This window comes from Campylobacter sp. CFSAN093259, assembly GCF_012889985.1.
In the GTDB taxonomy this organism is placed as follows: Bacteria; Campylobacterota; Campylobacteria; order Campylobacterales; family Campylobacteraceae; genus Campylobacter_D; species Campylobacter_D jejuni.
In genome coordinates, this window is the sequence record NZ_CP040617.1 from 818,097 (window position 1) to 844,274 (window position 26,178).

Here is a 26,178-nt window from a genome sequence, read left to right on the forward strand (position 1 = left end):
GGAAAAATGGAAGAATTTTATCCATATACTTTAACAATCCATCTTCTTTGTGCTATTTTGTTTATAGGTTATTTGTTTGTTGATGTATTTGTTTTGGGTGTAGTTAAAAAGAAAAATCCTAATTTTGACAAAAGTCTTTTTAGTGCTACTGGAGTTAAAATAATGCCTTTTGTTGTTCTTTTGCTTTTTTTAAGTGGAGGTGCTTTGGCAGGTTTTCATTTTAAACCTTTAAATTTACTTTTTGCTGTAAAAATTATTTTGGCTTTTGGAATTTTATCTTTAGTTGTTTTTTCTTTATTTTGTCATTTTATATTAAAGAAGAAAAATCCACTCGGTGTTTTTATCCACCCTTTTGTATTTGTGCTTTGTATCGCGATAGTAATACTGGCTAAATTAATGAATTATTTTTTTATACCTTGCTAAGAAATACTCCACATTCAAGATGTGGAGTATTGACAAATTGATCAAACAGAGCAAACTCTTCCACTCTATGTGTTAGGCTTAATTCTTTTAAATTTTCTTTTAAAGTCATAGGATTGCAAGAAATATAAATAATATTTCCATATTTTTTTATTAAGTCAATTACGCTTTTATCAAGTCCTGCACGGGGTGGATCAACTAAAACATGAGAGAAATTAAAATCATCTAATCGAATATCTTTTAAACGAAAAAATTCTCTTTCTTTTTTGATAGCAAGACTTAATTCTTCGCTTGAAAGTCTTGCAAAGTGGATATTTGTTGTATTGTTAAGCTCGCAATTTTTTAAAGCAAAATTAATATTGCTTTTTGAAATTTCAGTGGCTAAAATTTTAAAAAAGAATGGCGCTAAAGCTAAAGTAAAATTTCCATATCCACAGTAAAGCTCAAGCAAATCCATTCTTTTTTGAGTGTTTAAAATTTCACACACCCAAGTAATCATTTTTTCATTTATAGCAGTATTAGGCTGAATAAAACAATCGTTGTTAAATTCATAAAATATTTTTCTATCTTGAATATTTAAAGTTTGTCTTAAATTTTCTGTTTTAAAAATAAGTTTTTTGCCTTTACTTCTTGCTATGAGGTTGATATGAAGAATATTGCTTAAATTTTCTAAATTTGACTTTATATCTTCTATATTTTTATGATAGAGTAAGGTTATGCTAAGTTCTTGCTTTGTGGTTAAAAATTCTACACCAAAAAGTTTTTCTTTTAATTTATTATCTTGACGCAAGTATTCTAGAAGTCTTGGCATAAAAGCACAAATTTTTTCATCAGCAAAATCTAAATATTCTATAATGTACTTTTTTTTGCTTTTTGGATCAAACATTGCATAAAAAAGCGTATCATTTTCATGATAAAATGAAAGTTCAGCTCTTGTACGATAATGTTTATCTTTTGAAGCAAAAAGTTTAAAATCCTTTGTATAAAATTCTTTAAAATATTTTTTTATGAAAGAATGTTTTTCATCTAAAGTGAGAAAATTTCCAAAATTTTCAAGACTCATGGAACTTTCTTTCCGATGAGTCTTAGTAAAAGTGCAATAAGTATGAAATTTAAAGGCAAGACAAACCAAACGCTAAGTCCTAAAGATACAGGAATATATCCAGCGATTAAAGAAATGCCACAGATAAATAAAGCATAAGGAATTTGTGTTCTTACATGCTCCATATGATCGCATTTTGCACTCATAGATGAAAGGATTACATTATCTGAAATTGGTGAGCAATGGTTTCCAAAAATCGCACCTGTTAAAACGCAGCTTATATTAATAACCATATAATGATGCATAGCGTTTGCATCCATACCATTGATTTTGGCGATTTCATGAGCTAAAGGCACAGCTAAAGGCATTAAAATCCCCATAGTTCCATAGCTTGTTCCTATGGCAAAAGAAATGGCTGAAGCAAAAGCAAAAATAGTAGCAGGCAAAATAAACTCAGGCAATTTGTCTGCAAGCAAACTAGTGATAAATAAAGAAGTTCCTAGATCTTTTACTATGCTTGAAAGTGACCAAGCAAATAAAAGCAATACTATGGTAAAAATCATGGTTTTCCAGCCATATATCCAAGTTTCTACCGCTTCTTTAAGATTGAAAATTTTACGACGCACCCCGATAAAAATCGCTACAATAGCAGCAAACAAAGCAGCTTGGAATAACACCACAGAAGAATCAGCATTTCCAAAAGCAGCTCTAAAAGTTTCAAAAGACAAAGGATTGGTACTTGCTTTTGCAAGTTCTTCGCCTTCTAAAGTGCTAAGTCCATTAAAATAAAATCCTAATATAGCTAAAATGATTAAAGTAAAAATAGGAACAATAGCATCAAAAGCACGAATTTTAATACCTTCTTTTGGTGCTAAAAACTGATCTTCTAATTCAGTAGTATCTAGTGTGCCTGATTTAGGTAGAGGAGCAATTTGTCCTGTGGTTCTTGCACGCACTTCAGCCTTGTACATAGAACCAAACTCACGCCCCATGATTGCAGTCATGACTACAAAAAAAAGCATGAAGATATTATAAAAACGATAAGGTATGGTTTCAACAAAAATTCCAAAAGCACTAATATTGCTAATGCCTATGTGTTCATAAGCGGTTTTAATTAAAGAAACTTCTAAGCCTATCCAAGTAGAAATTACAGCTATTCCTGCCACAGGAGCTGCGGTAGAGTCGATAATAAAGGCAAATTTTTCACGAGAAATTTTAAATTTATCTGCCAAAGGACGCATAATTGGACCTACGATTAGTAAATTAGCATAGTCATCAAAAAATATTAAAAGCCCTAAAAACCAAGTGTTAACTTGAGCTGATACAGCTGATTTGGCTCTTTTGGCAAATTTTAATGCTACAGCTTTTGCACCTCCCATTTTTGTGATAAGTGCCACAAGACCACCTATACAAAGAATTTGTAAAATGATTCCTGCATTTACTGGATCTGAAGTTGAACCTAAGATATAGGAAATAATTTTTGAAAAAGATTCTACTGTAGTATTGTAATAATTTACAAAAGTTAAATGTTGTGCTTTAAAAATATTTGTAGAAAGGCTAAGTAGAAAAGTTCCACTTAAAACTCCAGTAAAGAGCGATAAAATAACATCTTTTGTGATAAAGGCTAAAGCAATAGCAACTAAAGGTGGTATAAGCGTAAAAGCTCCAAATAAATTAGCATTTGCAGCTGCTTCTGAGGAGTTTGCAAATGCAACTAAAGGTAAAAACAATGAAACTAAAAATTTATTCATTCATCTCTTTCTATATAAAATCCATTCCAAGTTTGTGTTACCGGCATAAGCTCGATTTCATTAACATTAATATGGCTTGGTAGGTTAATGATAGACATTACCACTTTGGCAATATCATTAGCACTGATAAATTGCGTATTTTCATACACTGCATCAGCTTTTTGGATATCTCCTTTAAAACGCACTTCACTAAATTCAGTTTTGCAAAGTCCTGGAGCAATGTTTGTTACTTTGATATTGCTTCCTCTAAGATCATTTCTTAAGGCCAATGAAAATTGTCCTACAAAGGCTTTGGTTCCACAATACACATTGCCTCCAAAATAAGGATTGCGTCCCGCAACCGAACCTAAGTTAAAAATATAAGCATTTTTTTGTTTGCGAAGTATAGGAATAATAGCTTTTGCAACATATAAAAATCCTTTGATGTTTGTATCTACCATAGTGTTAATATCTTCAAGGTTTAATTTATCAAATTCATCTACCCCTAAAGCTAAACCTGCATTATTAAAAAGCACATCAATTTCTTGAAATTCTTTGGGTAAATTTTCAATAGCCTCAAAGATTTCTTTTTGATTTCTTACATCTATGCAAAGCGTGTAAATCTTATCTTTGTAAGCATTTTTTAACTCTTCTAGACGCTCTTTGCGTCTAGCAAGGGCGATTGCTTTGTAGCCTTCTTGTATAAAAGCTTCAACGCAAGCTCTACCAAAACCTGAACTAGCTCCTGTAATAAATGCGGTTTTCATTCTAAACTGCCTCCGTAAAATAGATTTTCGTTTGCTTTTAAACCCAAGCTTTTTAGATAATCAGCATTTTCTTTTTTACCTGCTGATAGCGCAAAGTCGAGTGCATTAAAACCAAGATCATCAACAGCATTAAAATTTGCTCCTTTTGAAATAAGAAGTTTTAAAATTTCAACATTTCCATAGGCTGCAGCATGCATTAAAACATTTTTTGAAGTGTGCTCTAGAGCACAAAATGTAATAAAATAAGGCGTATTTGAACCTATGTTCGCGCTTAATGCTAATTTTTCATTGTTATTAATATATTTTTGATTAACATTTGCTCCATTATCAAGAAGTAGTTTTATGATATCAAGACGATTAAACTCTATGGCATAAAAAAGTGGGGTTTTACCAAAGGCATTGGCTTGATTAACATTTGCTCCATTTTGGATTAAAAAGTTTGTATTTTCATAACTTTCCAATGCATAAAAAATAGCACTTTCATAACCTTCGTCAATCCTAGCGCCAAAACGAATCAAAAGTTCTAAAATTTCTTTTTCTCTTTGATTTAGAAGCGCTGCTTGCAAGGCTATAGTAAGGTCATCTTGGCTTGGATTATTTGAAAAAATAAAATCTTGTATATAAGATACTGAATAATTTTTATTTGACATGATTTTTGCTAAAGGACTAATGTCTTTGTAAATTTTTGTTTCACCAACAGCCCAATTTAAAAATTCGTTTAAGGCATTGCTAGTATAGTAAATATTACTGCCTTTGTCAAAATTAAAATTACTTTCAAAATACTTTTCTAAAGGTTCTATAGCATTATTGTATTCTTGCCAAAAAGCTTTGTAAAGTCTAAAATTTCCTATGCTTTGATATGCCCAATATCTAAAATAAGATTTTAAAATATCATATTTTTTTTCTAAATTTTCGGGTGTATCTAAAGTTTTTTGATAAGCGATGGGATCGATAGCTATTTTTAATAATAAAAAATCAAATTGTTGTAATTTTGGCAAATAAGCCACACCATTACAAGAGCTATTGCTTCCGCGAATTTCATTGGAAATTGCATAGAGTTTTTTTGTAAAATCTTGATTTTTTAAAGATTCTTTACAGCTTGAAGCTATATTTAAATAATCTAAATTTGAACTTTCATTTAGCAATGTTTTATTATTTTTAATGTTGTCGCAGTTAATGGCATCGCTAGCCATTAAACTTGCAAAACAACAAAAGGAAGTGAATAATAACTTCAATATTTTTCCTTTGAAAATTTTAATTTTGTTATTTAGTATTAAATTTGAATTAATTTTCAAGTTTGAAATTTTCAATCTCATTAAAATTTAAATATCTATAGATATTTGCCTTATGCTCATTACTTAGTTTTTCGCTGACAATTTGTAAGTATTCTTCCTTGCTTGGAATTTTACCCAAAATCGCACAAACTGCTGCAAGTTCAGCACTTCCTAGATATACTTTAGCACCCATACCCATACGATTGTCAAAGTTTCTTGTAGAGGTTGAGAAGACAACAGCACCATCATTTACTCTTGCTTGATTTCCCATACACAAAGAACAACCAGGAACTTCTATTCTAGCACCTGCTGCGCCAAAGATGCTGTAATAACCTTCATTGATAAGTTGTGCTTTATCCATTTTTGTTGGAGGCACTACCCAAAGTCTGGTTTTAAGTATGCCTTTATCTTTTAAAATTTCTCCCAAAGCTCTATAATGTCCTATGTTTGTCATACAAGAACCTACAAAAACTTCATCTATATTTTTTGGACGCTTGTCATCGGCTAAAATTTCGCTTAAGGTTGCCACATCATCAGGGTCATTTGGACAAGCTAGAATTGGCTCCTTGATATTGTTAAGATTAATATCGATAATGTACGCATATTTTGCATCTTTGTCTGCTCTTAAAAGAGTAGGGTTTTTAAGCCATTCTCTCATTTTTTCAGCCCTTCTGGCAAGGGTAGCTTTATTCTCATATCCTACTTCTATCATAGCTTCAATTAAAGAGATATTGGATTTGATATATTCGCTTACACTTTCTATGCTTAAATCCACACTGCAAGCAGCTGCAGATCTTTCAGCGCTTGCATCACTAAGTTCAAAAGCTTGTTCGACTTTTAAGTTTGGCAAGCCTTCTATTTCTAAAATTTTTCCTGCAAAAATATTTTTCTTATTTTTCTTTTCAACGGTAAGTTGTCCTTGTTTGATTGCATAATAAGGTATAGCATTAACCAAATCTCTTAAGGTAACTCCGGCTTGCAATTCTCCACTAAAACGCACTAAAACACTTTCAGGTACATTTAAAGGCATAGAACCAGTAACCGCAGCAAAAGCTACAAGTCCACTTCCTGCAGGGAAAGAAATTCCTATAGGAAAGCGTGTGTGAGAATCCCCGCCCGTTCCTACGGTATCTGGCAATACAAAACGATTAAGCCAAGAGTGGATAACTCCATCACCTGGTTTTAAACTTACCCCACCACGACTTATCATGAAATTGGGCAAGGTTTTATGTAAATTTGAATCGCTTACTTTTGGATACGCAGCTGTATGGCAAAAGCTTTGCATAACAAAGTCTGCATTAAAACCTAGGCTTGCAAGTTCTTTAATTTCATCTCTAGTCATAGGACCTGTGGTATCTTGAGAGCCTACAGTTAAAGTTATAGGTTCTATATACATACCTGGACGCACACCTTCAACTCCACAGGCACGACCTAGCATTTTTTGAGCCAAGGTATAACCACCGCTTGAAGATTTAGGTTGTTCAGGTTTGGTAAAGATATTTTCACTTTCCATTCCTAAAAATTCTCTAGCCTTAGTACAAAGCCCGCGACCTATGATAAGTGGGATTCTTCCTCCTGCTCTAACTTCATCTAAGAGAGTGTTTGGACTGAGTGTAAATTCTGCGATTGTAGAGCCATTTTTTATGATTTTTCCCTCATAAGGATGAATTTCAAACTCATCGCCCATTTCTAAGTTTGTTACATCACAGATGATAGGTAAAGCCCCGCTATCTTGAGCAGTGTTAAAGAAAATCGGTGCTATAGTTGAACCCATTATTATACCACCGCTGTGCTTGTTTGGCACACCTTCTATTTCTTTTCCTAAGTGCCATTGTATGGAATTTATTGCCGATTTTCTACTTGAACCTGTTCCTACAACATCACCTACATAAACCACTTCGCGACCGCTTTTTTTAAGCTCTTTGATTTTTTCTAAGGATCCTGTTTGTCTTACCTTTAGCATGGCATTTGCATGTAAAGGAATATCGCTTCTTGTAAAAGCATCTCCTGCAGGGCTTAGATCATCGGTATTTGTTTCCCCTGCTACTTTAAAAACTATACATTTAATCACTTGTGGTAGTTTTTCTTTTTTATTAAACCAGTCCGCATTTGCCCAGCTTTGTAAAACTTCCTTAGCGTGTGGATTGTTTTTGCTAAGTTCAGCTATGGTATGGAAATTATCATGTACAAAAATAATATTTTTCAACACTTCTGCAGCATCTTTGGCTATGTTTTCATCTTTTAAGGCATCGATTAAAACTTTAACATTATATCCGCCTAGCATAGTTCCAAGCATTCTTAAGGCTCTTTTTTTGTCTATATTTGGAGCACTGATTTTGCCTTTAAGTATGGAATCTAAAAATTCACATTTTACTAAAGCTGCATCATCAACACCAGGATTTACTCTATTTTCTAAAAGATTTGCAAGCTCTTCATTATTTTCATTTTCAAGTAATTTACAAAGTTCTCTAGTTTGATTTGCATTTAAAGGAAGGGGTGGTATACCCAAAGCGGCTCTTTCTTCAACAAGTTTATTGTATTCTTGCATAAAAGACATTTTCTACTCCTTAAATATTTTTTATTATAATTGTAGCTCTTTGAAGGATAAAAAATGTTTAAAGTTTATTATAAAATGCCTTTATGTTACCTATCTTTACATAGTGATGGAAAATTTTTAACTAGAGTCGATTTTTGTGATAATAAAAGATCAGAAAAAAATTGTAGTTTGCTTGACTTAGCAAAATATGAACTTGATTTATATTTTACTCATAAGCTTAGAAAATTTAGCATTCCTGTTTTGATACAAGGTACGGATTTTGAATCAAAGGTTTACAAGGCTTTAATGGAAATTCCTTATGGCAAAATAGCTACTTATAAAGATATAGCAGAAAAAATTAATCATCCAAAAGCTTTTAGAGCTGTTGGAAATGCAAATTCTAAAAATCAAATTCCTATTTTTATACCTTGTCATAGAGTTATTGCAAGCAATGGCATAGGAGGATATAATGGAGGGCTTGAAATAAAAAGATTTTTGCTTGAAAATGAAGGAGTGAATTTAAAATAAGCTTGGGGTTTGATTTTCTTTGTTTTCAAATTCTTGCTCAAAAATATCATAATTTTCAAGAATTAAACAATATTTAAAATTTTTTAATTTTCTTAAATCTGAAAGCTGATTATAGGAAAAATCGCAAAATAAAGAATTTTTAGAAGCAATTTTAAAGTCTTTTATGTTTTTAAATTTTTCTTTCCAGAATTCAAAGGTATTTTGGTTGTTGCTTACAATAAACGCTTGAGAGCTTGAACCAAAAGGAGTGATTTCAAATTTATCATCAATAAAATAAATTTTAAAATCATCAATCTTATTAAAGTCAAATATTATTTTTTGACTTTTTTCTTTTAAAAAAGAAATAATTTTTGCAAAACTATTTGCGTAAAAAAAAGGCAAATTAAGATTTTTAAAATATAAATTTTCACAAATCAAAGTTGTAAAAAAGAAGCTAGATCGCGATAATAAGGTAAAATTAGCATCTTTTAGACTATGAGAATAGGTGCAAAGTTTATTTAAGTAATTTTCTTCACAGTAGCAAAAAATTTCACCCTTTTTTGCTTTGATTAGTTTTTCAAAATCAGCAAAAATATTTCCTTTTAAAATGTTAAAATAAAAAGCCTTGCAAAGACTTAGTTCGTAAGATTTAAAAAGTAAAAATTCACATTCTTTATCTTCGCAAAAAAAGCGTAAAAATCTTACAAGAGCTCGTTCTAGATTTTCTACTCTAAAGTAAAAAATTTCTTTATCTTCAATAGTAATGTCATTTTCTGTAATTATAGCATAAGCGCCTTTTTTTACAGCTTGGGCAATTTCTTTTTTATCGTTATTAAAGAAGGCAAAGCCTGTTTTAAGTTCGTTTAAATTTATGGCAAAACCTTCCACGCTTAAAACACTACCTTCATGAATTAGTGTTGCGTTTAACAGTTCGCCTAAATTGCTAATTTGCATATTTTAACCCACTAAAGAGCCGTTTTGCACAAGTTGTTCAGGGGCGATTAAAACAAGTTTATCTCCGCTTTTTGCAGAAAGTATCATACCATCGCTTTCATGTCCAAAAATTTTAGCTTTTTTAAGATTGCTTATAACGCAAACTTGTTTACCGATTAAATCACTGGCCTTATAGTATTTTGCTATGCCTGAGAGTACTTGACGGATTTCTTTATCGTCAAGTTCGAGTTGAAATTTTAAAAGTTTTTCACTCCCTTCTATATTTTGACAATCAAGTACCTTAGCAACTTTGATTTCAATTTTTGCAAAATCATCGATTTTTATTTTAGGACTTTCTTCTTTTTTAGGTTCTTCTTTAATTTCTTGTTTTAAAAGAGCTTTTTCTACTTTTGGAAATAAAGCTTCGCAAGGATTTGCTTTAAAATCTAAAAGTTCATTATCAAGTATCATTTTTGTGTAATTTGCAGACGAAATTTCAAAATTTAAAGCTAAGGCCACCTTTTGAGAGGACTTTGGTAGAGTAGGGCTTAATAAAAGGCTTGTTTTGGCTAAAATATTTGCACAAAGTGCTACTAAAGCATTAGCTTGTTCGTGTTTGTTTTCTTTGATTAAACTCCAAGGTTCGTATTTACTAATGGCTAAATTTGCCACACTTAAGGCTTTAAAAAGTTCTTCTAAATAACGATTACACTGTAAGTTTTCTAAAAATTCTACCGCTAAATTTAAGTGTTCTTTTGCTTGATTTAGTTCGGCATTGTAAAATTTTAAAACACCTTCTTTTGAAATATTTCCTTGAGAATATTTTGTACTCATACCTATAATGCGATTAAGTAAATTTCCAAATTCATTGCTAAGCTCTGCATTGATACGATTTATCAGCATATTTTCGCTAAAATCCCCATCGTTACCAAAAGGCACTTCTCTAAGCAAGAAATATCTAAAAGCTTCACTTCCATAGGCATCAACTACTTCTTTAGGTTTTACAACATTGCCTTTAGATTTGCTCATTTTTTCACCTTCTTTAGTCCACCAGCCATGTGCACCTATAAATTTTGGCAAAGGCAAATCCACGCTCATTAAAAAAGCTGGCCAATAAATGGCATGAAAACGCAAGATATCTTTTCCTACTAAATGCACATGCGCAGGCCAAAATTTAGCATTTTCTCCCTTGTTTTGAAAGTCAAGTGAGCTTACATAGATAAAAAGTGCATCAAGCCATACATAAATAATATGTTTATCATCATTAATTTCTTGAGGCAGTTTAATCCCCCAATCAAAACTTGTTCTTGTAATGGAAAGATCTTTAAGGCCGTTTTGGACAAAATTTATAAGTTCGTTTTTTTTGTTTTTTGGCAAGATGGGATCTTTTTCTTCATACCATTGTAAAATTTTATCTTGATATTTTGAAAGTTTGAAAAAATAGCTTTCTTCTTTTAAAATTCTAGTTTGTTTGCCACAATCTGGGCAAGAACAATCGTTAATAAGCTGACTTTGAGTAAAAAAGCTTTCACAAGAAATACAATAGTGTCCTTCGTATTCATCTTTATAAATATCACCTTTTTGCCACATTTTTAAAAACATAGCTTTAATAAATTCAATATGCCTTGTATCAGTTGTTCTTGCGTAAATATCATAGGTGATTTCAAATTCATCCCATAATTTTTTAAATTCAAAACTGATTTTATCAGCGTATTCTTGAGGAGTGGAATTTCTTAGTTTGGCAGCTTCTTCGATTTTTTGTCCATGCTCATCTGTTCCTGTTAGAAATCTTGTTTCATGTCCTTGCAAACGATAAAATCTTGCTAAAGTATCGGCTATGATGGTAGTATAAGCATGACCTAAATGAGGTACATCATTTACATAATAAATTGGTGTTGTAATATAACGCATTTTTTTCCTTTAAAAGTCAAATCCGCCTTCGGTTTTACCCTTAGACATACTGTTATAGACTGCATCAACATAATTTTTTCTAGTTTGGCAGTTAAAAATTTCATCGCAATTATAACAAGAGTTTAGGTTTTTTGAGTTTTGACATGAAAGTAAAATTTCTTTTTTTTTATCCATATCTTGCTCAAATTCATCTCTAACTTCATTCATTGTAAGCCTTTAAAAGTTTTGAAATTTCATATTCTGAGCCAAAAAAACAAGGAGTTGTCGCATGGATTTTATCAAATTCAAGTTCAAGTAAAGAGCGGTTTTTTCCATTTGTAGTTTTTCCGCCTGCTTTTTCTATGATAAAGGCTAGAGGAAAGACTTCAAAAAAGGCACGAAGTTTGCCATTAGGCGCATCTTGTGTTGCAGGATAGCTAAAAATGCCACCCCTTTTTAATAAAATTTGATTGATATCGCTTACCATGGCTCCAGAATATCTTAAGCGATAGCCTTCATCAAAAAGACTTTTGATAAATTTAGCGTGTTTTTCTTCCCAAAATTTTTGCGTTCCGCCTGTAGCATTAATCTTGCCTTTTTCATTCATTCTAAGATCTTTTATAAAAATAAATTCATTATTTGCATTTAAGCGATAAAGTTTTGGCTGATCTTTGCAAATCACAAGTTCTAATCGCGCTCCATACATACTATAAAGCGCAGCTCTTAAATTTTTAGCACTTGCTTTTTCTTCATAGATAGCAAAAATAGAACCTATGGCAAAATTAACATCCATTAAGCTAGAACCGTCTAAAGGATCATAAGCTACGATAAAATTTGCCCTCTCGTTAAGCGTTAAAATTTCATCTTTTTCTTCACTGATGATGGCTTTAATACTTGAACATTGACTTAGGGTTTTTGTGATAATTTCATCACTTAAAACATCAAATTTGAGTTGGGTATCGCCTGTAAAATTTTGATTTTGACTGTAGCTTGTATCGGGAAATTTTAAAGCGTTAGAAATTTCTAAAACCGCTTTTTGTATATAAGAAATCACTTCTTGCATTTTATAATTCTCCTTGTAAATTTTTAGCATTTTTAAGTATGTATTGGCAAATAGCTTGTATATCGTTTAAATCAAGCCAAGTAAGATAAGGGTGAGAAATTTTTTCATAGCTTGCAATGGCGTTTGAAAAAATAAAATAACTTTCATCAATTTCTTTGCAAAATACGCTAATGCGTGGTAAATCAAGAGTTTTTAATCCTTCAACCAAACAAATGTCAAAATCAGGGCTTAATTTTAAAGCTTTTAAAATATCTCTATTTTCATGAGAAAAAAAAGTTGTTCTTGTAGGGCTTAAAACCATGACTTCAGCTCCACTTTGAAAAAATTTAAAACTATCTTTACCGTTAAAATCAAATTGAGCTTTATCGGCAGGGTCATGTTTAATGATTAAAACTTTTAAATTTTGTTGCAAAAAATTATCAGCTATTTTAGTGATGAGTGTAGTTTTTCCTGAATTTGAAGGCCCGCTAAAAGCTATAATAAGTTGTTTCATAAAATATACTCTTAATTTTTTTGCAAAATTATATCTTTTTAAACCAAAAAATAGGGTTAAAAGGCTACAATAATACTAAAAAATATGGAAAAAGAATGAAAATTTATAGTGTAATTTTAGGTGCTTTTTTGCTTGGAGCTTGTTCTTTAAAAGATCAGGCGATTGTGGATACAAATTTAAAATCTCAAACTTTAATGTTTACTCAAAAATACAAAATCACACAAGATAAGATTAATGCCATTATAACTATGTCTTATTTAAACCCAATTCTAGACAAGACAAGTAAAGATGATGTATTAGCTTTATCTTTTACTCCAAATACATTAAAAATTCAAAATTTAGAAGTTTTTATCAATAATAAAAAAGCCAATATTGAAAAATTGGATGATGAGTATTTAAAATATATAATACAAAACAACTATACTGATTATTTTAAAGTATCTCTTCCTAGTGTCAAGGAAGAGATTAGGCTTGTAGCTAAGATTTGTTTAGATCATTTGCCTTGTTTTGAATTAAATTTTCAAAAATATCCGAAATCTTTATACTATCGTTCAGAAGATGTCGATACACAATATAATTAGCTAGAACTTTTTTTCCGTAAATTCGGCTTTCTTGATAAGGAACTAGCTCCATAGACAAGAAAGGTTCAAATTTGCCTGTCTTAAACATATCATTTCTTGCAAGCATACGGTTAGTAAATCCTATACCGCCATTATAAGCATAAGCGACAAAAAGTGGAGATTTTAAACGTGATTCAAGGTAATTTAGATGATAGTTTCCAAAGTAATATGCTATTTCAGGTTTAAACATAAAATCTTGATCGAAATTTGGAATTTTTAATTCTTTTTCCCCTATGTGATTGGCTAAAAATGGCATAAATTGCATCATGCCTAAAGCATAAGAAACTGAAATAGCAGTTGGAATAAAACGACTTTCTTGTCTGGCAATAGCCAAAATTAAAGCTTGTCTTGTTTTGTTATAGTCTTTTATATTATCATAATAAGGCATTATAAAATAATGTTTTTTAAAATTATTTTTGCGTTCTAATATGTAAGCATAAATAGGCAAGGTTTCTTGTGTGTCAAATTCTTTTGCCAAGACATCTAGTTGACTTGCGTTAGCATCGCGAATTTGTTTGTTTATTTTTTGCCAAGCAAAAGGATCTTGCATATTAAAATTATTTTTTTTCTTGCTTGGATTAAGGCTTTCTATCTTTGGAAAAGGTGTGTTGGTAAGTTCTTTTGCGTAAAGACTATAAATATTTAAAGAAGAACTTTGCGATAAAGTTTTTAAATCTTCTTCATTGTTTTTAATCAACCACATCCAAAATATAGCATTGTCTTTATTACTTTGCGATTTAAAACTTTGTGCCGCCTTTTTAAAAAAGTCATAAGCAAGCTCTGTTTTATCATAAGTTAAGGCATTGACTCCTAAATAGAAAGCAGAATCTTCACTTACATTTTCAGGATTTATTTCTAGCATAGAATATCTAAATTTTGGATTTTCTTTTTTAATAATAATATTTTGTGCAAAATCTTTAAAACCAATGTGGTTTGGTAGTTTATTGACTAAACTTGTATTTAAATCTAAGTCGTATTTTTTAGAATAATTATAAAGTTTAAAAAAACCATTAATATCTTCTTTTTGTACTATATAGCTCATAGGATCAGAAGTATTAAAAGCTAGCAATAAATTTGTCAAATCAGGTCTTTGATTTTTAAAGGTTTGAGCTAAAGTAGTTCGGTCTTTGGAATTTAGACTCGCTATAAAAACTAATGAATTTAAGCGCACACTTTGACAAGTTAAATTTGCATCTAAGATAGTATTTGCTATATAGGTATAGCATTTAGCATATTTTGGGTTGATATAAGGCTTTAAAGGGATGATTTTTTCAAGTTCAGATTTAATTTTTCCTATATAGCGAAAAATATGAGAATTTAAATCCTGTGCATCTTTTTTACTGATTTTATTTTTTTCTAAAAGCCTATAAATATAATAATCCTTAGCAAGTGAATTTTCTTCCTTTTTGAGTTTTTCTATACTATATTGTGTAGCATTTAAACTTGAAAAAATAAATAAAAAAACGAGTATTTTTTTTATCACAATATACTCCTTAAGATATTCCCAAGAAAAATGCCAAGAAACTGCAATGCTAAGACTATAATCAAAGGCGCAAGATCAATATTACCAATGCGTGTTGGAATTTTTCTAACTAAGGCGTAAGCAGGGTAGCTTAGTTTATATAAAATTTGCACTATGGGATTATAAGGATCAGGGTTTACCCAGCTTAAAAGTGCTGTGATGATAATAATCCAAGTATAAATGTTAATGACAATTTGAAGTACTTGAAAAATAGAAATAATAAAAGAGTCTATAACCATAGTTAAATCCTTGCTAATTCGTGAATAAAATTTTTAATATAAGGATAAAGATCACTAAGCTCAGGTCCGTGGATATTTCCTGTTAAAATTATCCTTAAAGGCATGAAAAATTTTTTACCTTTTAAGTTGCTTTTATTTAAAAGTTCATTTTTAAAATCTTCATAATTTTCAAAAAGTTCAATATCTTTTAAGAGTTCTTTTAAAATTTTACATTCTGTTTCAAACTCGCCAAAATCTTTTGCGTTAAAAATAGCTTGCATTTTTTCTTTAAGTTCTTTTATAGTACTTGTTTCTTGAGTATAAAATTTAGCAAGTTGTGCAAGATCTTTGTTTAAATCTAAAATTTTATTAAGCTCATCATCTTTGATCATTTTGATATGTTCACGATTGATTTGTAAGAGTTTTTTAAGATCAAATCTTGCGGGAGCTTTTGAAACTTTAGAAATATCAAACCATTTTATAGCCTCTTCTAAGGTAAAAATTTCACAAGGAGTTTTATTGCCTAGTATGACAAGATAATTCGCGATTGCGCTAGGTAAAATTCCACTTTCAAGTAGCCATTTTACAGAAGAATGTGCTTCTCTTTTACTCATTTTAACACCTTCTTCGTTTAAAATGATAGGCAAGTGTGCATAAGTCATGGCTTTATTATAACCTAAGCTTGCGCGGATATGTTCTTGTTTTGGAGTGTTTGAAACATGATCTTCTCCGCGTATAATACAAGTGACATTTTCAAGCATATCATCAACCGCACAAGCAAAATTATAAGTTGGAGTTTTATCCGTTCTCATAATCACAAAAGAGTCTATGTTTTCAGGCTCAAAACTAAGCTCGCCTTTGATAAAATCAGTAAATTTCATAGTATGAGTAGGTTTTTTAAGACGGATAACAAAGGGTTTTTCACATTCTAAAACATCAATATCGGCTAGTTTTTCACAAGTGCCATCGTAGCGATAAGCTTTACCTTGTTTTTTAGCCAGCTCTTTTTTTGCTTCAAGTTCTTCTTCGGTGCAAAAACAAGCAAAAGCTTTTTTTTCGCTTACAAGTTTTAAAGCCATTTGGCGATGGAATTTTAAATTTTCACTTTGTATATAGTAATGCTGCCATGAAATACTAAAAAGATTTAAAATTTCTTTGATTTCTTCTTCTTTTCCTGCTATATTTCTAGCCTTATCAGTATCTTCAATACGTAAGATAAAATCCATATTTTTTTGTCTTGCACAGATATAATTAAAAATTGCTGCGCGTAAATTTCCTATGTGCATATCACCTGTGGGAGAAGGTGCAAAACGGTACATCTTATAGCCTTTAAAATTATTTAAAAGCTTATTATAACAGAAAAATTTATACGGATATTTAATTTTACTTGGTTATAATACTTTTATGATATTTTTAATTTTTTCTTTCATTGTGTTATTGATTTTTGGCTTAGCAAATGTTTATATTTATAAAAGATTAATCAAGAAAATTACTCTTTTTAAGTATTTTTATAAAATTTTTTCCTTTATTTTTATTGTGCTTTTTTTAGCTCAAGCTGTGTTTTTAATATTTCGTAGAGATGAATATTTAAGTGATACTTGGTATGAAATTTTAGCCATGTTTTATGCGCCGACTTATTGTTTGTTTTTTATGACTTTAGCTTGGGATTTTGTTAAATTGATTTTAGCTCTTATGGGTAAAAGAGATAAAACATATAATCTTATTTTGCGTTTGATTTTTGAACTTTCTCTTATAGTTTTAAGTGTGTTTTTAATTTATGCAAGTATAAATAATGCTCTAAAAACACCTGAAGTAAAGAGTGTTGATGTTGAAATACCAAATCTTAAACAAGATTTAAAAATTGCCATGCTTACTGATATACATTTGGGTAAAAATTTGCATGAAAATTTTTTAGACAAGCTCATCACTAAAGTGAATTTGCAAAGTCCTGATATGGTTGTAATAGTAGGGGATCTGATTGATACTAATCCTAAAGATTTAAAAAATTACATCTCAAAACTTAATGATTTTAACTCCACTTACGGAACTTTTTATGCTTTGGGAAATCATGAGTATTATCATGGTATCAATGAAGTTTTGGATTTACTTAGAAAACATACTAATATGAAAATTTTAGTCAATCAAAATTTAGATTTGGGTTTTATAAATATTGCTGGACTTGGAGATTTAGCCGGACTTGATAGGGGTTTATATGCTCCTGATTTAGCAAGAATAAAAGTGGATTTAAATACAAGCAAAGCTAGTATTTTACTCACACATCAACCTAAAACAGCTTTGCTTTATGATTTAAGTGATTTTGATCTTGTTTTAAGTGGGCATACACATGGAGGGCAAATTTTCCCTTTTATGTTTTTAGTTAAACTTCAGCAAGGTTTTGTTTATGGGCTTTATGATTTAGGAGAAAAAACTAAGCTTTATGTGAGTAGTGGAGTAGGATTTTGGGGGCCAAGTCTTAGAGTTTTTGCTCCGAGTGAAATAGTGATTTTAAATTTAAAAGGAAAAAAATGAGTTTTTCAAAAGAAAGTTCGAGACTTTTTGGTTTTGTAGCGGGGATTAAATTTCCTAAAATGATACAAAAAGTTATTAATGAAAATTATGTTAAGTATTTTAATATCAATATGAGTGAATTTAAAGCTCCTTGTGAATATGAGAGTTTAAATGCTCTTTTTACAAGAACTTTACAAATTCCAAGAAAATTTGAAGAAGGTTTTATCAGTCCAAGTGATGGTAAAATTTTAGAGTGTGGAAGTACTTTTTTAGCAAATGAAGAACATTTTGCTTTTTCTATAAAAGGACATGCTTATAGCGTTGAGGAGCTTTTAAAAGATAGCTTTGAAAAAGATGAACTTAAAAATGGGCTTGATTATGTCAATATTTATCTTTCTCCAAAAGATTATCATCGTTATCACAGCCCTTGTGATATGCAAATTTTAAGTGCAACTTACACAAGTGGAGTGCTTTATAGCGTAAATGAAAAACATTTAGAACGCATTAGTAATTTATATGTAAAAAATGAAAGAGTGAGTTTGAAATGTCAAAATGAAAAAGGTATTTTTTGGCTTGTTTTTGTAGGAGCGCAAAATGTAGGAAAAATGCGTTTTAATTTTGATGCAAGCATACAAACCAATGCTAAAATTTCTCATAATTTTACTAGAAAATATGAAAATTTAAATTTCAAAAAAGGCGAAGAACTAGGAAATTTTGAGCTAGGTTCTACTATAGTTTTAATCTCTCAAAAAGGACTTTTAACTTTTAATTTAAAAGTAGGGCAGGGTATTAAATTTGGAGAAAAAATAGCGGATTAGTTTTTAGGAGTTTTATTTGCCATTTGATAGATAAAGGCAAAAACTTCAGCTACAGCTTTATACATATTAGGTGGAATTTCATCACCTAAGTCAAGCTTGCTTAAAATTTCTATTAAATCTTCATCTTCTTTAATAGGAACTCCGTGTTCCTTGGCTAAAGAAATAATTTTAGCAGCACTTTCTCCTTTGCCACTTGCAAGCACTTTTGGTGCAGAGTTTTTTTCTTTTTGATAGCCTAGAGCTACAGCTTTTTTAATCGATCTTTTGATTTTGCTCATACTTTTTTATCCATACCCATTTCAAGATCTAAATTTTTCATATTTCTAGTATCAAATTTACTTCTTATGATATCACCTACAAAGAAATTTGCACTTAAAAGTCCTGCTTTATTGATATTTCTTTTAAGCTCATGGGCATTTTCATAGATGGTTTTTCTAAATTCAATATTTTCTGCCATAATATTAATATCTATATATTTTTCATTATTTAAAGAAATAAGAATTTCCAAATCCCCAAGTTTTGCAAATTCGAGTTTAATCTGAGCAAAAAATTTGTCCTTTTTTCCGCGTCTAAACATAATTTTAGAATCATTTAAATCATCCCAAGAAAAAGGCAGATAAGTATTGATAGAATCATTAGCTAAAGACATAAGCTGATTGATTTCAATTTGCGCTAAAAGACGATTAGCTTGATTGTATACAGCTTCATTGCCTTCATTTTTAGCTAAATTTGAAATTTGCAAAAGTGTTGATTTTACATCATGATGTAAAGATTCAGCTATATCTTGTTCTGTTTTTGGTTTAATTTGCGCTAGATCTTTGATAGAAAGATTGAGTTTGTGTTCGAGATTTTTAAGTTCTGCTTGATTAAGCTTGGCATTTTGAGTATAGGGTTCAAGTTCTTTTAAGCTTTCATTAAGTCTACGAGAAAGATTGCTTAAATTTTTACTTAAATCTTGCACTTGTTCTAGATCTAAATTTTCTACATTAAATGCTAAATTTTTTACAATATTTTGTTTTATAAATTCCTGATTTTTAAAAATATTTTGCATAGTTTGGTTATTGTTAGATTGAATATTTTGAGTATTATTTAAATTTTGCGTATTGTTTGTGTTAGGATTTGAAGTGTTGGTATTTGTATTGATTGAAGTTTTGTTTTCTGTTTTTGTTTCATAAAATTTTGGATTTTCTTTGATATTTTCTTTTGATTTTTCTTGTTTTTCATCTTTAATTTTTTCTTGGTTTGGAGTAGAATTTTTTATATCATTGTCTGGCTTATTTTCTGTTTCATTATTTTGAATATCATTTTTTGTATCTTGGGTATCTTCTTCATGGGTTTTTATACCAGAATCTAAATTTTCATCTTCTTTTGATGCTTTTATATGTTTTTCTTCATCTTGGTTTTTTGTATTATGATTAAGTTTTTCTTCCTTGATATTTTCTTTGTTACTTAAAAGATTTTCTAAAATATTTTCTTTATCTTGTATTTTAGAAGCTTGATTGCCTAGTATATTTTTTAAAGTATTTTCAAGTTTTTCAAAGGCGGTAGCAGTTTGCTTAAGGATGTTTGGATCTTTTATCATTAAATTTTCTGGCTTATTAAGAGCTTTGAAAAAATCATTTTTGATGGAATTTAATTCTTTTAAAATTTTATTAGCTATAGGGGTGATTTTTTCTTGAGCATGACTGGGATTTTTACTTATATAATTTTTAAAATTTTCCAATTTAGAACTTAAATTTAAAAGTGCTTTAAAAGAACTTTGATTTAAAATTTGCTTATTTTCATTTTTGCTAGAATTAATAATATTTTTTAATTCTTTTAAAGTGTCTTTTGGGCTTAAATTTGTATTTGCAAGCTGGGCTATCTGAACGCTTAGTTTTTCGCTACTAAGACCTTTGATTGTACTTAAAAGAGAGTGAAAACTTTTGGGTAGTAATTCTTCGTTTAGGGCATCTTTTAATTTAGCTTCTAAAAATACGCCTGAATTTTTAAACAAAGGAGCTAAGTTATTGTTTTTTATTTCACTGGCAGGTTTTAAAATTTGATTTAATCTGTCTAAAACTTGTGTAAAAGTATCACTTTTTGCAAGTTCTGTACTTAAGATTTTTAATTCATTAGCAAAATTAGGAGCTAAATTTAAATTTTTTCCTTGTTTAAGCACAGGGGAATCGGGATTTTTTTGAGCATTGATTTGATCTAAAAGTTTATTAACAAGTTCTTTTAATTTGGTACCTGTTTCATTTTGAACAAATTTTGCTAGTATTTCCTCACTACTAGCGTCCTTGCTTAAACCTAAATTTTGCTTTAAAGCTTGTGCAAGTGCTTCTTTTGGATTGTCTTTTAAATTTGTTTTATCTTTTGAAGCAGAGTTATCTACTTTTAAATCATTTTTTTGCGTATTGGCAATTTGACTTGCTAGTTGAGTATTAATCATCAAATATCACCATATTTCCAGGCTTTTTCTTAAATTTTTTATTTAAAATATTTGGTTTATTGATAGCAAAAAGAATTAAAAATGCTAAAGAAACTATATAAAACCATATAAAACCTTTGATTTCAAAATATTGCATTAAAAAACCTAAAATTAAAGGGCCAAACAAAGAGCCCAAAGAATAACAAAAAAGAACCCCACGACCTAACTCTACACCTTTATTTTTGCTTACTAAAACATCATTTGCTCTAGCAAGTGCTAAAGCATATAAGCAAAATATTCCTATACCAAGAGTAATTCCTAAAAAATATTGCATATATAAATGAAGTTTAAAAAAGATAAATATAAGCATAGTGATAAATCCTATACTTGCACAAGTGATAATGGCAAATTTGCGACCAAGTTTGTCTGAAATAGTTCCTATGATGGTTTGTGCAATAAAACCACCTAAAACCCCACAAAATATAAAATAAGAAACCGCTTTTGTATCAAAACCTTGCAAAAGTATAAATAAAGATGCCATAGAAAAAAAGCCATTTATAAGCATTCCGGCTATAAAGCTTGTGACGATAGCTAAAGGAGCTATATCAAAAATTTTAGGTATAGAAATAGGACTTGATGCGGGTAAAACAGGTTCTTTGATTTTAATTAGATTTAAAGGTAAAGATGAAAGTAAAATTAAAGTTGCACTGAGGATAAATACACTATGTTTGCTTAAATTTAACGCTATGATTAAAACTCCAATACCAAACGCAAGATAAAAAACAATTTCATAAAAACCTAAAATTCTAGATCGAATGGCATTTTTGCTTTTTTCATTAAGCCATGATTCTATGACCATTAAAAGCCCATAGTAGCAAATTCCTATGGAAAATCTTAAAACAGCCCAAAAAATAAGATTTTCGCTTACTGTATGAAGCATAGCTGAAATTCCAAAAATAGCACCAAATAGCCCAAAAGAGCGTATATGACCTATACGAGAAATAATTTTATGAGCACTGATAGTTCCAACAAGAGCGCCTACAAAAAAACAAGAACTTACTACTCCAACAGCTAAAGAACTTTCTCCGTTTTCTTTTAATATAACACCTATAGAGCTTACTATCAAGGCATTACCTGCAAATAAAAATGCCATACCAGCAAAAAGTGCTGTCATTGATTTAATAATTTTTTTTGGACTCATACTTTTTTATATATAAAATAAAAATAAACACACAAACTAGCAAGGATGAAATTCCACAAATATAAGCAAAGATATCTAATTTATCTTGGCGATGTAAAAATAAAAATCCAGCAACCAATATCACATAAGCCATCAATTTAAAGAGAGTAAAAAACATAGTAAAAAAATGGATTTTCTCTTTAATATTTGGCTTTAAATCGTCTTTTAGAACTTTAAAATGAATAATTTTTGATAAATTTTGTTTTTTTTTAATAAAAAGTGATGAAATGAAATTAAAATCTTTTTCATAATTTTTTGATTTTTTTATAATGACTTTTTTATAATTTAAATAAGAAGTAAAAATAATCAATAAAACACCAAAAAAAGCTATTTCATAGCTTAAAAATGTATCTAATTTAAAATGATTTAACGATGAAAATATGATCCAAAAAAATAAATGAATAATGGCAAAAATACAAAATAGAGCTTTTTTATGTTCCATTATTTGTTCTTTTCTTTTTGAATTTTTTCTTTGATCAACTCATCTCTTTCTTTAAATTCTTCATAGCTTTTTACTTGAACTTTATAAGCTTTATAAACATTAAGTATAGCAGCACTGATCCCCCAAAAAACTCCAAGCCAAAAAAGCCAAGGATAAGGAGTAAATTTTTTAAGCAAATATCCTATTCCCACACCTATAAATACAGCAACAACCATAGAAATGCCAAGACTTAAACCATCCGCAGCTTCAAGAGTTTTGCGAATGATTTTTTGTCTTTTGCTGTTGGAATTTTCTAAGTGATTTTTTTCTTCTTTTAAAATATTGCTCATATTCTTTTAAAGCTTTCCCTAACAGCCTCTAATGTTGTATCTATAATTTTATCATCCATTTTTGAACATATAAAGCCTGTTTCAAATTGAGAAGGTGCTAAATAAATTCCATTTTCAAGCATATTTTTGTGAAATTTTGAAAATAATGCTAGATCAGATTTTAATGCATCTTGGTAGTTTGATACAGGATCTTTGGTGAAAAAGTATCCAAACATAGAACCTACATGACAAGCTTGCAGCGGAAGTCCTTTTTCATCTGCTAATTTTTTCATTCCTTGTGTAAGTTTTTTTGCTAATTTTCCAAGTTTGTCATAAAGCTTGGTTTTCTTTTTGGCTTTTGTAAGACTTGCTATACCTGCAGCCATTGCCAAAGGATTTCCACTTAAAGTTCCTGCTTGATAAACTCCACCCAAAGGACTTAAAATATCCATAATTTCAGCTCTAGAAGCAAATGCTGCTGCAGGTAGACCGCCTCCTATTACCTTACCAAAAGTAATTATATCTGCTTGGATATGATTGATTCCATAGGAACCAAGGTAAGATGCTCTATATCCACTCATTACTTCATCAAAAATCAGCAGAGTTTGATTGTTTTTACAGATCTTAGCAAGTTCTTCTAAAAAATCTTGTTTAGCTGGAACTAACCCCATATTTCCAGCAATAGGCTCAATGATAATACATGCAATATCTTTATTTTTTTCAAAAAGCTCTTTAACGCTATTTATATCATTATATTTAGCTACTAAAGTGTGTTTAGCTACATCTTCTAAAACACCCAAAGAACTAGGAGAGTTAAAAGTAGCAGCACCACTTCCTGCACTCACTAATAATGAATCAGAATGCCCGTGATAACATCCTTCAAATTTTAAAATTTTATCTTTTTTAGTAAAACCACGGGCAAGACGAATAGCACTCATGGTTGCTTCTGTTCCACTGCTTACAAAGCGGATCTTTTCTAAATGAGGAAAATCAGATAAAACAAGCTTGGCAAGTTCAGTTTCTAATAAAGTTGGAGCTCCAAAACTTGAACCTTTATGAAGTGCTTTTTGACAAGCTTTTTGTATATCTTTATCACAATGTCCAAAAAGTAAAGGCCCCCAGCTTTGAACATAGTCTATATAAGAATTTCCATCTATATCGAAAATATAAGCACCTTTTCCATGAGAAATAAATTTTGGCTCACTTTGAACATTTGCAAAAGCACGAACTGGAGAATTTACACCACCTGCGATGAATTTACACGCTTCTTTAAAAGCTTTTTTGTTTGTCATTTTTCTTCCTTGCTAAATTGCTTGATGTAATTATATAAAGTTACAATTTCATCATTTGTTAAAGAGTAATTTGGCATGATTGATTTTGCGTCTTTACTCTGATTAAGAGAATTTTTAAAATTTTCAAAACTAAGATTTTGTATACTTGGAACTTTATAAGCTGTTTTAATACCATTTTTCATATAATATCCTAAAATTTGTTCGCTTCCATTTGCTCCATGACATTCTTTACAACTAATGCCCCTTGGATTTTCATAAAGCATTTTAGAGTATTCTTTAAGAGTGATAAAATCAGCACCAAAAAGACTGATACTAAATAAAAAAAACATTAAGACAATTTTCAAAGTTTCACCTTGTTAATGAAGTTTTAATATGATACAATTTTTACTTTAAAAAAGTGATTAAATTTATAGAAGGAAAATAATGACTTTGCTTGATGGTAAAGCTTTAAGCGCAAAAATCAAAGAAGAATTAAAAGAAAAAAATCAATTTTTGAAAAGCAAAGGGATTGAAAGCTGTTTAGCTGTTATCTTGGTTGGAGATGATCCTGCAAGTCAAACTTATGTAAAATCTAAGGCTAAAGCCTGTGAAGAATGTGGAATTAAATCTTTAGTTTATTATCTTAATGAAAATACTACACAAAATGAACTTTTGGCATTGATTAATACCTTAAATCACGATGATAGTGTTCATGGAATTTTGGTTCAACTTCCCTTACCTGATCATATTTGTAAAGATTTAATACTTGAAAGCATTATAAGTAGTAAAGATGTTGATGGCTTTCATCCTATTAATGTAGGATATTTAAATTTAGGCTTAGAAAGTGGGTTTTTGCCTTGTACTCCACTTGGAGTTATGAAGCTTTTGAAGGCTTATGAAATTGATTTAGAAGGAAAAGACGCTGTTATTATAGGTGCTTCAAATATAGTAGGTCGTCCTATGGCTACTATGCTTTTAAACGCTGGAGCTACAGTAAGCGTTTGTCATATTAAAACCAAAGATTTGAGCCTTTATACTAGGCAAGCTGATTTGATTATAGTAGCAGCAGGTTGTGTGAATTTACTTCGATCGGATATGGTAAAAGAAGGAGTGATTGTTGTTGATGTTGGAATCAATCGTCTTGAAAGTGGAAAGATAGTTGGAGATGTAGATTTTGAAGAGGTATCTAAAAAATCTAGTTATATAACTCCTGTTCCAGGTGGAGTAGGTCCTATGACTATAGCCATGCTTTTAGAAAACACAGTTAAATCTGCTAAAAATAGACTTAATTAGGGAAAATCTATGGAAATTTTAAAGAAATTATATAAATTTTCACAGTCTTGGACTGGAACTGTAGTTATTGTTCTTTTGGTGATTTTTTTCTTTATACAAGCTTTTGTTATTCCTTCTGGTTCTATGAAAAACACCTTATTAGTAGGGGATTTTTTATTTGTTAAAAAATTTAGCTATGGTATCCCAACTCCTCATATTCCTTGGTTGGAAATTCCTGTTTTGCCGGATTTTAATAAAGATGGGCATTTGATAAAAGCACAAGGGCCGCAAAGAGGAGATATAGTTGTTTTTAGAAATCCTAGAAATGAAAAAGAACACTTTGTAAAGCGTTGTGTAGGCACAGGAGGAGATAGGATAGTTTATGCAAATAAAACACTTTATGTAAGAATGCATGAGGGTGATGAATTTATGAAAGAACATTATCCGAATGATCTTGTTACTCTTGGAGGGCAAATTTATGTAAAAGAACCTTATAAACAAAAAGGTATTCATTATGATCCAAAAAAAGATATAGAAAGCGATATTTTACGCTTTCTTAGCATAGGTGATTTTGCCATGTCTCCAGCTTATATTAAAGAACTTGGAAATCATATAGGTTTTAGCGGCGGAAATGCTTATGTTTTTGATGTACCTGAAAATGAGTATTTCATGATGGGTGATAATCGCGATTATTCTTATGATAGTCGTTTTTGGGGTTCTGTTCCTTATAGGTTGATAGTAGGTAAACCTTGGTTTGTATATTTCTCTTGGGATAAAGATAAAAATGTTCGCTGGGAAAGGATAGGGCGTTTTGTTGATACCTTGGAAAATGATGAACAATATATCCATGATCATGATGATGAGGATAAATTAAGCTAATGTTTGTGAAAA

Annotated in this window: 27 protein-coding genes; 7 read left to right on the forward strand and 20 right to left on the reverse strand. The window is 30.1% G+C overall.

Translation table 11 applies throughout. From position 1 onward, the window contains the following. Nucleotides 1–6: 6 nt before the first annotated feature. Nucleotides 7–423 (forward strand): membrane protein, encoded by a 417-nt coding sequence (locus FBF20_RS04350; protein WP_002852650.1) that lies wholly within the window; start codon nucleotides 7–9, stop codon nucleotides 421–423. Here FBF20_RS04350 and trmA read toward each other — a convergent pair. From trmA to FBF20_RS04375, 5 genes are read right to left on the reverse strand one after another with little or no spacing between them, the layout of a single operon-like run. After that, nucleotides 410–1,483 carry a tRNA (uridine(54)-C5)-methyltransferase TrmA gene (trmA, locus tag FBF20_RS04355; RefSeq protein ID WP_002890843.1) on the reverse strand — a complete coding sequence of 358 codons (1,074 nt, stop codon included), beginning with the start codon at nucleotides 1,481–1,483 and terminating at the stop codon, nucleotides 410–412. The genes FBF20_RS04350 and trmA overlap by 14 nt on opposite strands. Beyond that, nucleotides 1,480–3,213 (reverse strand): Na+/H+ antiporter NhaC family protein, encoded by a 1,734-nt coding sequence (locus FBF20_RS04360; RefSeq protein WP_002852459.1) that lies wholly within the window; start codon nucleotides 3,211–3,213, stop codon nucleotides 1,480–1,482. Before FBF20_RS04360 ends, trmA begins: the two co-directional genes overlap by 4 nt. After that, nucleotides 3,210–3,959 carry an SDR family NAD(P)-dependent oxidoreductase gene (locus FBF20_RS04365; protein ID WP_002852646.1) on the reverse strand — a complete coding sequence of 250 codons (750 nt, stop codon included), beginning with the start codon at nucleotides 3,957–3,959 and terminating at the stop codon, nucleotides 3,210–3,212. The genes FBF20_RS04360 and FBF20_RS04365 overlap by 4 nt, the downstream gene beginning before the upstream one ends. After that, nucleotides 3,956–5,194, reverse strand: coding sequence for an ankyrin repeat domain-containing protein (locus FBF20_RS04370; protein WP_002867487.1), 1,239 nt, complete (start codon nucleotides 5,192–5,194; stop codon nucleotides 3,956–3,958). The genes FBF20_RS04365 and FBF20_RS04370 overlap by 4 nt, the downstream gene beginning before the upstream one ends. A 49-nt stretch (nucleotides 5,195–5,243) precedes the next feature. Next, entirely contained in the window at nucleotides 5,244–7,790 is a 2,547-nt protein-coding gene (locus FBF20_RS04375; RefSeq protein WP_002916893.1) for a bifunctional aconitate hydratase 2/2-methylisocitrate dehydratase, read from the reverse strand. A gap of 54 nt (nucleotides 7,791–7,844) precedes the next feature. On the opposite strand from FBF20_RS04375, the gene FBF20_RS04380 reads away from it, so the two are divergent. After that, nucleotides 7,845–8,297: a methylated-DNA--[protein]-cysteine S-methyltransferase gene (locus tag FBF20_RS04380; protein WP_002852552.1), complete on the forward strand. Its 453-nt coding sequence runs from the start codon at nucleotides 7,845–7,847 to the stop codon at nucleotides 8,295–8,297. Here FBF20_RS04380 and FBF20_RS04385 read toward each other — a convergent pair. Genes FBF20_RS04385 through mobB form a run of 5 tightly spaced genes read right to left on the reverse strand, consistent with a single transcriptional unit; the run spans nucleotide 8,289 to nucleotide 12,655 of the window. Beyond that, a complete protein-coding gene (locus FBF20_RS04385) occupies nucleotides 8,289–9,230 on the reverse strand; it encodes a hypothetical protein (RefSeq protein ID WP_002852449.1) in 942 nt (313 codons plus the stop codon). The genes FBF20_RS04380 and FBF20_RS04385 overlap by 9 nt on opposite strands. A gap of 3 nt (nucleotides 9,231–9,233) precedes the next feature. Further along, nucleotides 9,234–11,120 (reverse strand): methionine--tRNA ligase, encoded by a 1,887-nt coding sequence (gene metG, locus FBF20_RS04390; RefSeq protein ID WP_002852639.1) that lies wholly within the window; start codon nucleotides 11,118–11,120, stop codon nucleotides 9,234–9,236. A 9-nt stretch (nucleotides 11,121–11,129) separates the two neighbouring features. Beyond that, nucleotides 11,130–11,327, reverse strand: a complete 198-nt coding sequence (locus tag FBF20_RS04395) for a hypothetical protein (RefSeq protein ID WP_002797008.1) — start codon at nucleotides 11,325–11,327, stop codon at nucleotides 11,130–11,132. After that, nucleotides 11,320–12,162 carry a class 1 fructose-bisphosphatase gene (locus tag FBF20_RS04400; RefSeq protein WP_002852540.1) on the reverse strand — a complete coding sequence of 281 codons (843 nt, stop codon included), beginning with the start codon at nucleotides 12,160–12,162 and terminating at the stop codon, nucleotides 11,320–11,322. The genes FBF20_RS04395 and FBF20_RS04400 overlap by 8 nt, the downstream gene beginning before the upstream one ends. Nucleotide 12,163: 1 nt before the next feature. Further along, nucleotides 12,164–12,655, reverse strand: a complete 492-nt coding sequence (gene mobB / locus FBF20_RS04405; protein ID WP_002852644.1) for a molybdopterin-guanine dinucleotide biosynthesis protein B — start codon at nucleotides 12,653–12,655, stop codon at nucleotides 12,164–12,166. Between the two features lie 95 nt (nucleotides 12,656–12,750). On the opposite strand from mobB, the gene FBF20_RS04410 reads away from it, so the two are divergent. After that, entirely contained in the window at nucleotides 12,751–13,236 is a 486-nt protein-coding gene (locus FBF20_RS04410) for a hypothetical protein (RefSeq protein ID WP_002890840.1), read from the forward strand. On the opposite strand, the gene FBF20_RS04415 is transcribed toward FBF20_RS04410, so the two are convergent. Genes FBF20_RS04415 through gltX form a run of 3 tightly spaced genes read right to left on the reverse strand, consistent with a single transcriptional unit; the run spans nucleotide 13,133 to nucleotide 16,334 of the window. Continuing rightward, complete coding sequence (locus FBF20_RS04415) at nucleotides 13,133–14,758, reverse strand: lytic transglycosylase domain-containing protein (protein ID WP_002852559.1); 1,626 nt, start codon at nucleotides 14,756–14,758, stop codon at nucleotides 13,133–13,135. The two genes, FBF20_RS04410 and FBF20_RS04415, sit on opposite strands and share 104 nt — an antisense overlap. After that, the gene (locus FBF20_RS04420) at nucleotides 14,755–15,036 is read right to left on the reverse strand and encodes a YggT family protein (protein WP_002852501.1); all 282 of its coding nucleotides are present in this window, start codon (nucleotides 15,034–15,036) and stop codon (nucleotides 14,755–14,757) included. The genes FBF20_RS04415 and FBF20_RS04420 overlap by 4 nt, the downstream gene beginning before the upstream one ends. Before the next feature lie 2 nt (nucleotides 15,037–15,038). After that, nucleotides 15,039–16,334, reverse strand: coding sequence for a glutamate--tRNA ligase (gene gltX, locus FBF20_RS04425; RefSeq protein WP_002852637.1), 1,296 nt, complete (start codon nucleotides 16,332–16,334; stop codon nucleotides 15,039–15,041). Nucleotides 16,335–16,419: 85 nt separating this feature from the next. On the opposite strand from gltX, the gene FBF20_RS04430 reads away from it, so the two are divergent. Further along, complete coding sequence (locus FBF20_RS04430; protein WP_002890838.1) at nucleotides 16,420–17,544, forward strand: metallophosphoesterase; 1,125 nt, start codon at nucleotides 16,420–16,422, stop codon at nucleotides 17,542–17,544. Then, on the forward strand, nucleotides 17,541–18,341 hold the full coding sequence (locus FBF20_RS04435; RefSeq protein ID WP_002852452.1) for a phosphatidylserine decarboxylase: 801 nt from the start codon (nucleotides 17,541–17,543) through the stop codon (nucleotides 18,339–18,341). The genes FBF20_RS04430 and FBF20_RS04435 overlap by 4 nt, the downstream gene beginning before the upstream one ends. Here FBF20_RS04435 and FBF20_RS04440 read toward each other — a convergent pair. The 7 genes from FBF20_RS04440 to FBF20_RS04470 are packed head-to-tail and all read right to left on the reverse strand — an operon-like array spanning nucleotide 18,338 to nucleotide 24,380. Beyond that, the gene (locus FBF20_RS04440; protein ID WP_002852641.1) at nucleotides 18,338–18,619 is read right to left on the reverse strand and encodes a FlhB-like flagellar biosynthesis protein; all 282 of its coding nucleotides are present in this window, start codon (nucleotides 18,617–18,619) and stop codon (nucleotides 18,338–18,340) included. The two genes, FBF20_RS04435 and FBF20_RS04440, sit on opposite strands and share 4 nt — an antisense overlap. Continuing rightward, nucleotides 18,616–20,775, reverse strand: a complete 2,160-nt coding sequence (locus FBF20_RS04445) for a flagellar hook-length control protein FliK (protein WP_002852642.1) — start codon at nucleotides 20,773–20,775, stop codon at nucleotides 18,616–18,618. Before FBF20_RS04445 ends, FBF20_RS04440 begins: the two co-directional genes overlap by 4 nt. Then, the gene (locus FBF20_RS04450) at nucleotides 20,768–21,955 is read right to left on the reverse strand and encodes an MFS transporter (protein ID WP_002875209.1); all 1,188 of its coding nucleotides are present in this window, start codon (nucleotides 21,953–21,955) and stop codon (nucleotides 20,768–20,770) included. The genes FBF20_RS04445 and FBF20_RS04450 overlap by 8 nt, the downstream gene beginning before the upstream one ends. Then, nucleotides 21,933–22,436, reverse strand: coding sequence for a hypothetical protein (locus tag FBF20_RS04455; protein WP_002875210.1), 504 nt, complete (start codon nucleotides 22,434–22,436; stop codon nucleotides 21,933–21,935). Before FBF20_RS04455 ends, FBF20_RS04450 begins: the two co-directional genes overlap by 23 nt. Beyond that, complete coding sequence (locus FBF20_RS04460) at nucleotides 22,436–22,765, reverse strand: AtpZ/AtpI family protein (RefSeq protein WP_002852414.1); 330 nt, start codon at nucleotides 22,763–22,765, stop codon at nucleotides 22,436–22,438. The genes FBF20_RS04455 and FBF20_RS04460 overlap by 1 nt, the downstream gene beginning before the upstream one ends. After that, nucleotides 22,762–24,036 carry a glutamate-1-semialdehyde 2,1-aminomutase gene (gene hemL / locus FBF20_RS04465; protein WP_002852533.1) on the reverse strand — a complete coding sequence of 425 codons (1,275 nt, stop codon included), beginning with the start codon at nucleotides 24,034–24,036 and terminating at the stop codon, nucleotides 22,762–22,764. The genes FBF20_RS04460 and hemL overlap by 4 nt, the downstream gene beginning before the upstream one ends. Next, nucleotides 24,033–24,380 (reverse strand): c-type cytochrome, encoded by a 348-nt coding sequence (locus tag FBF20_RS04470; RefSeq protein ID WP_002858771.1) that lies wholly within the window; start codon nucleotides 24,378–24,380, stop codon nucleotides 24,033–24,035. Before FBF20_RS04470 ends, hemL begins: the two co-directional genes overlap by 4 nt. A 79-nt stretch (nucleotides 24,381–24,459) precedes the next feature. Here FBF20_RS04470 and folD point away from each other — a divergent pair, with 79 nt between their 5' ends. Together folD and lepB are read left to right on the forward strand one after the other, a co-directional pair. Continuing rightward, nucleotides 24,460–25,308: a bifunctional methylenetetrahydrofolate dehydrogenase/methenyltetrahydrofolate cyclohydrolase FolD gene (folD, locus tag FBF20_RS04475; protein WP_002858768.1), complete on the forward strand. Its 849-nt coding sequence runs from the start codon at nucleotides 24,460–24,462 to the stop codon at nucleotides 25,306–25,308. A 9-nt stretch (nucleotides 25,309–25,317) separates the two neighbouring features. After that, nucleotides 25,318–26,166, forward strand: coding sequence for a signal peptidase I (lepB, locus tag FBF20_RS04480; protein WP_002852457.1), 849 nt, complete (start codon nucleotides 25,318–25,320; stop codon nucleotides 26,164–26,166). Nucleotides 26,167–26,178: the final 12 nt, after the last annotated feature.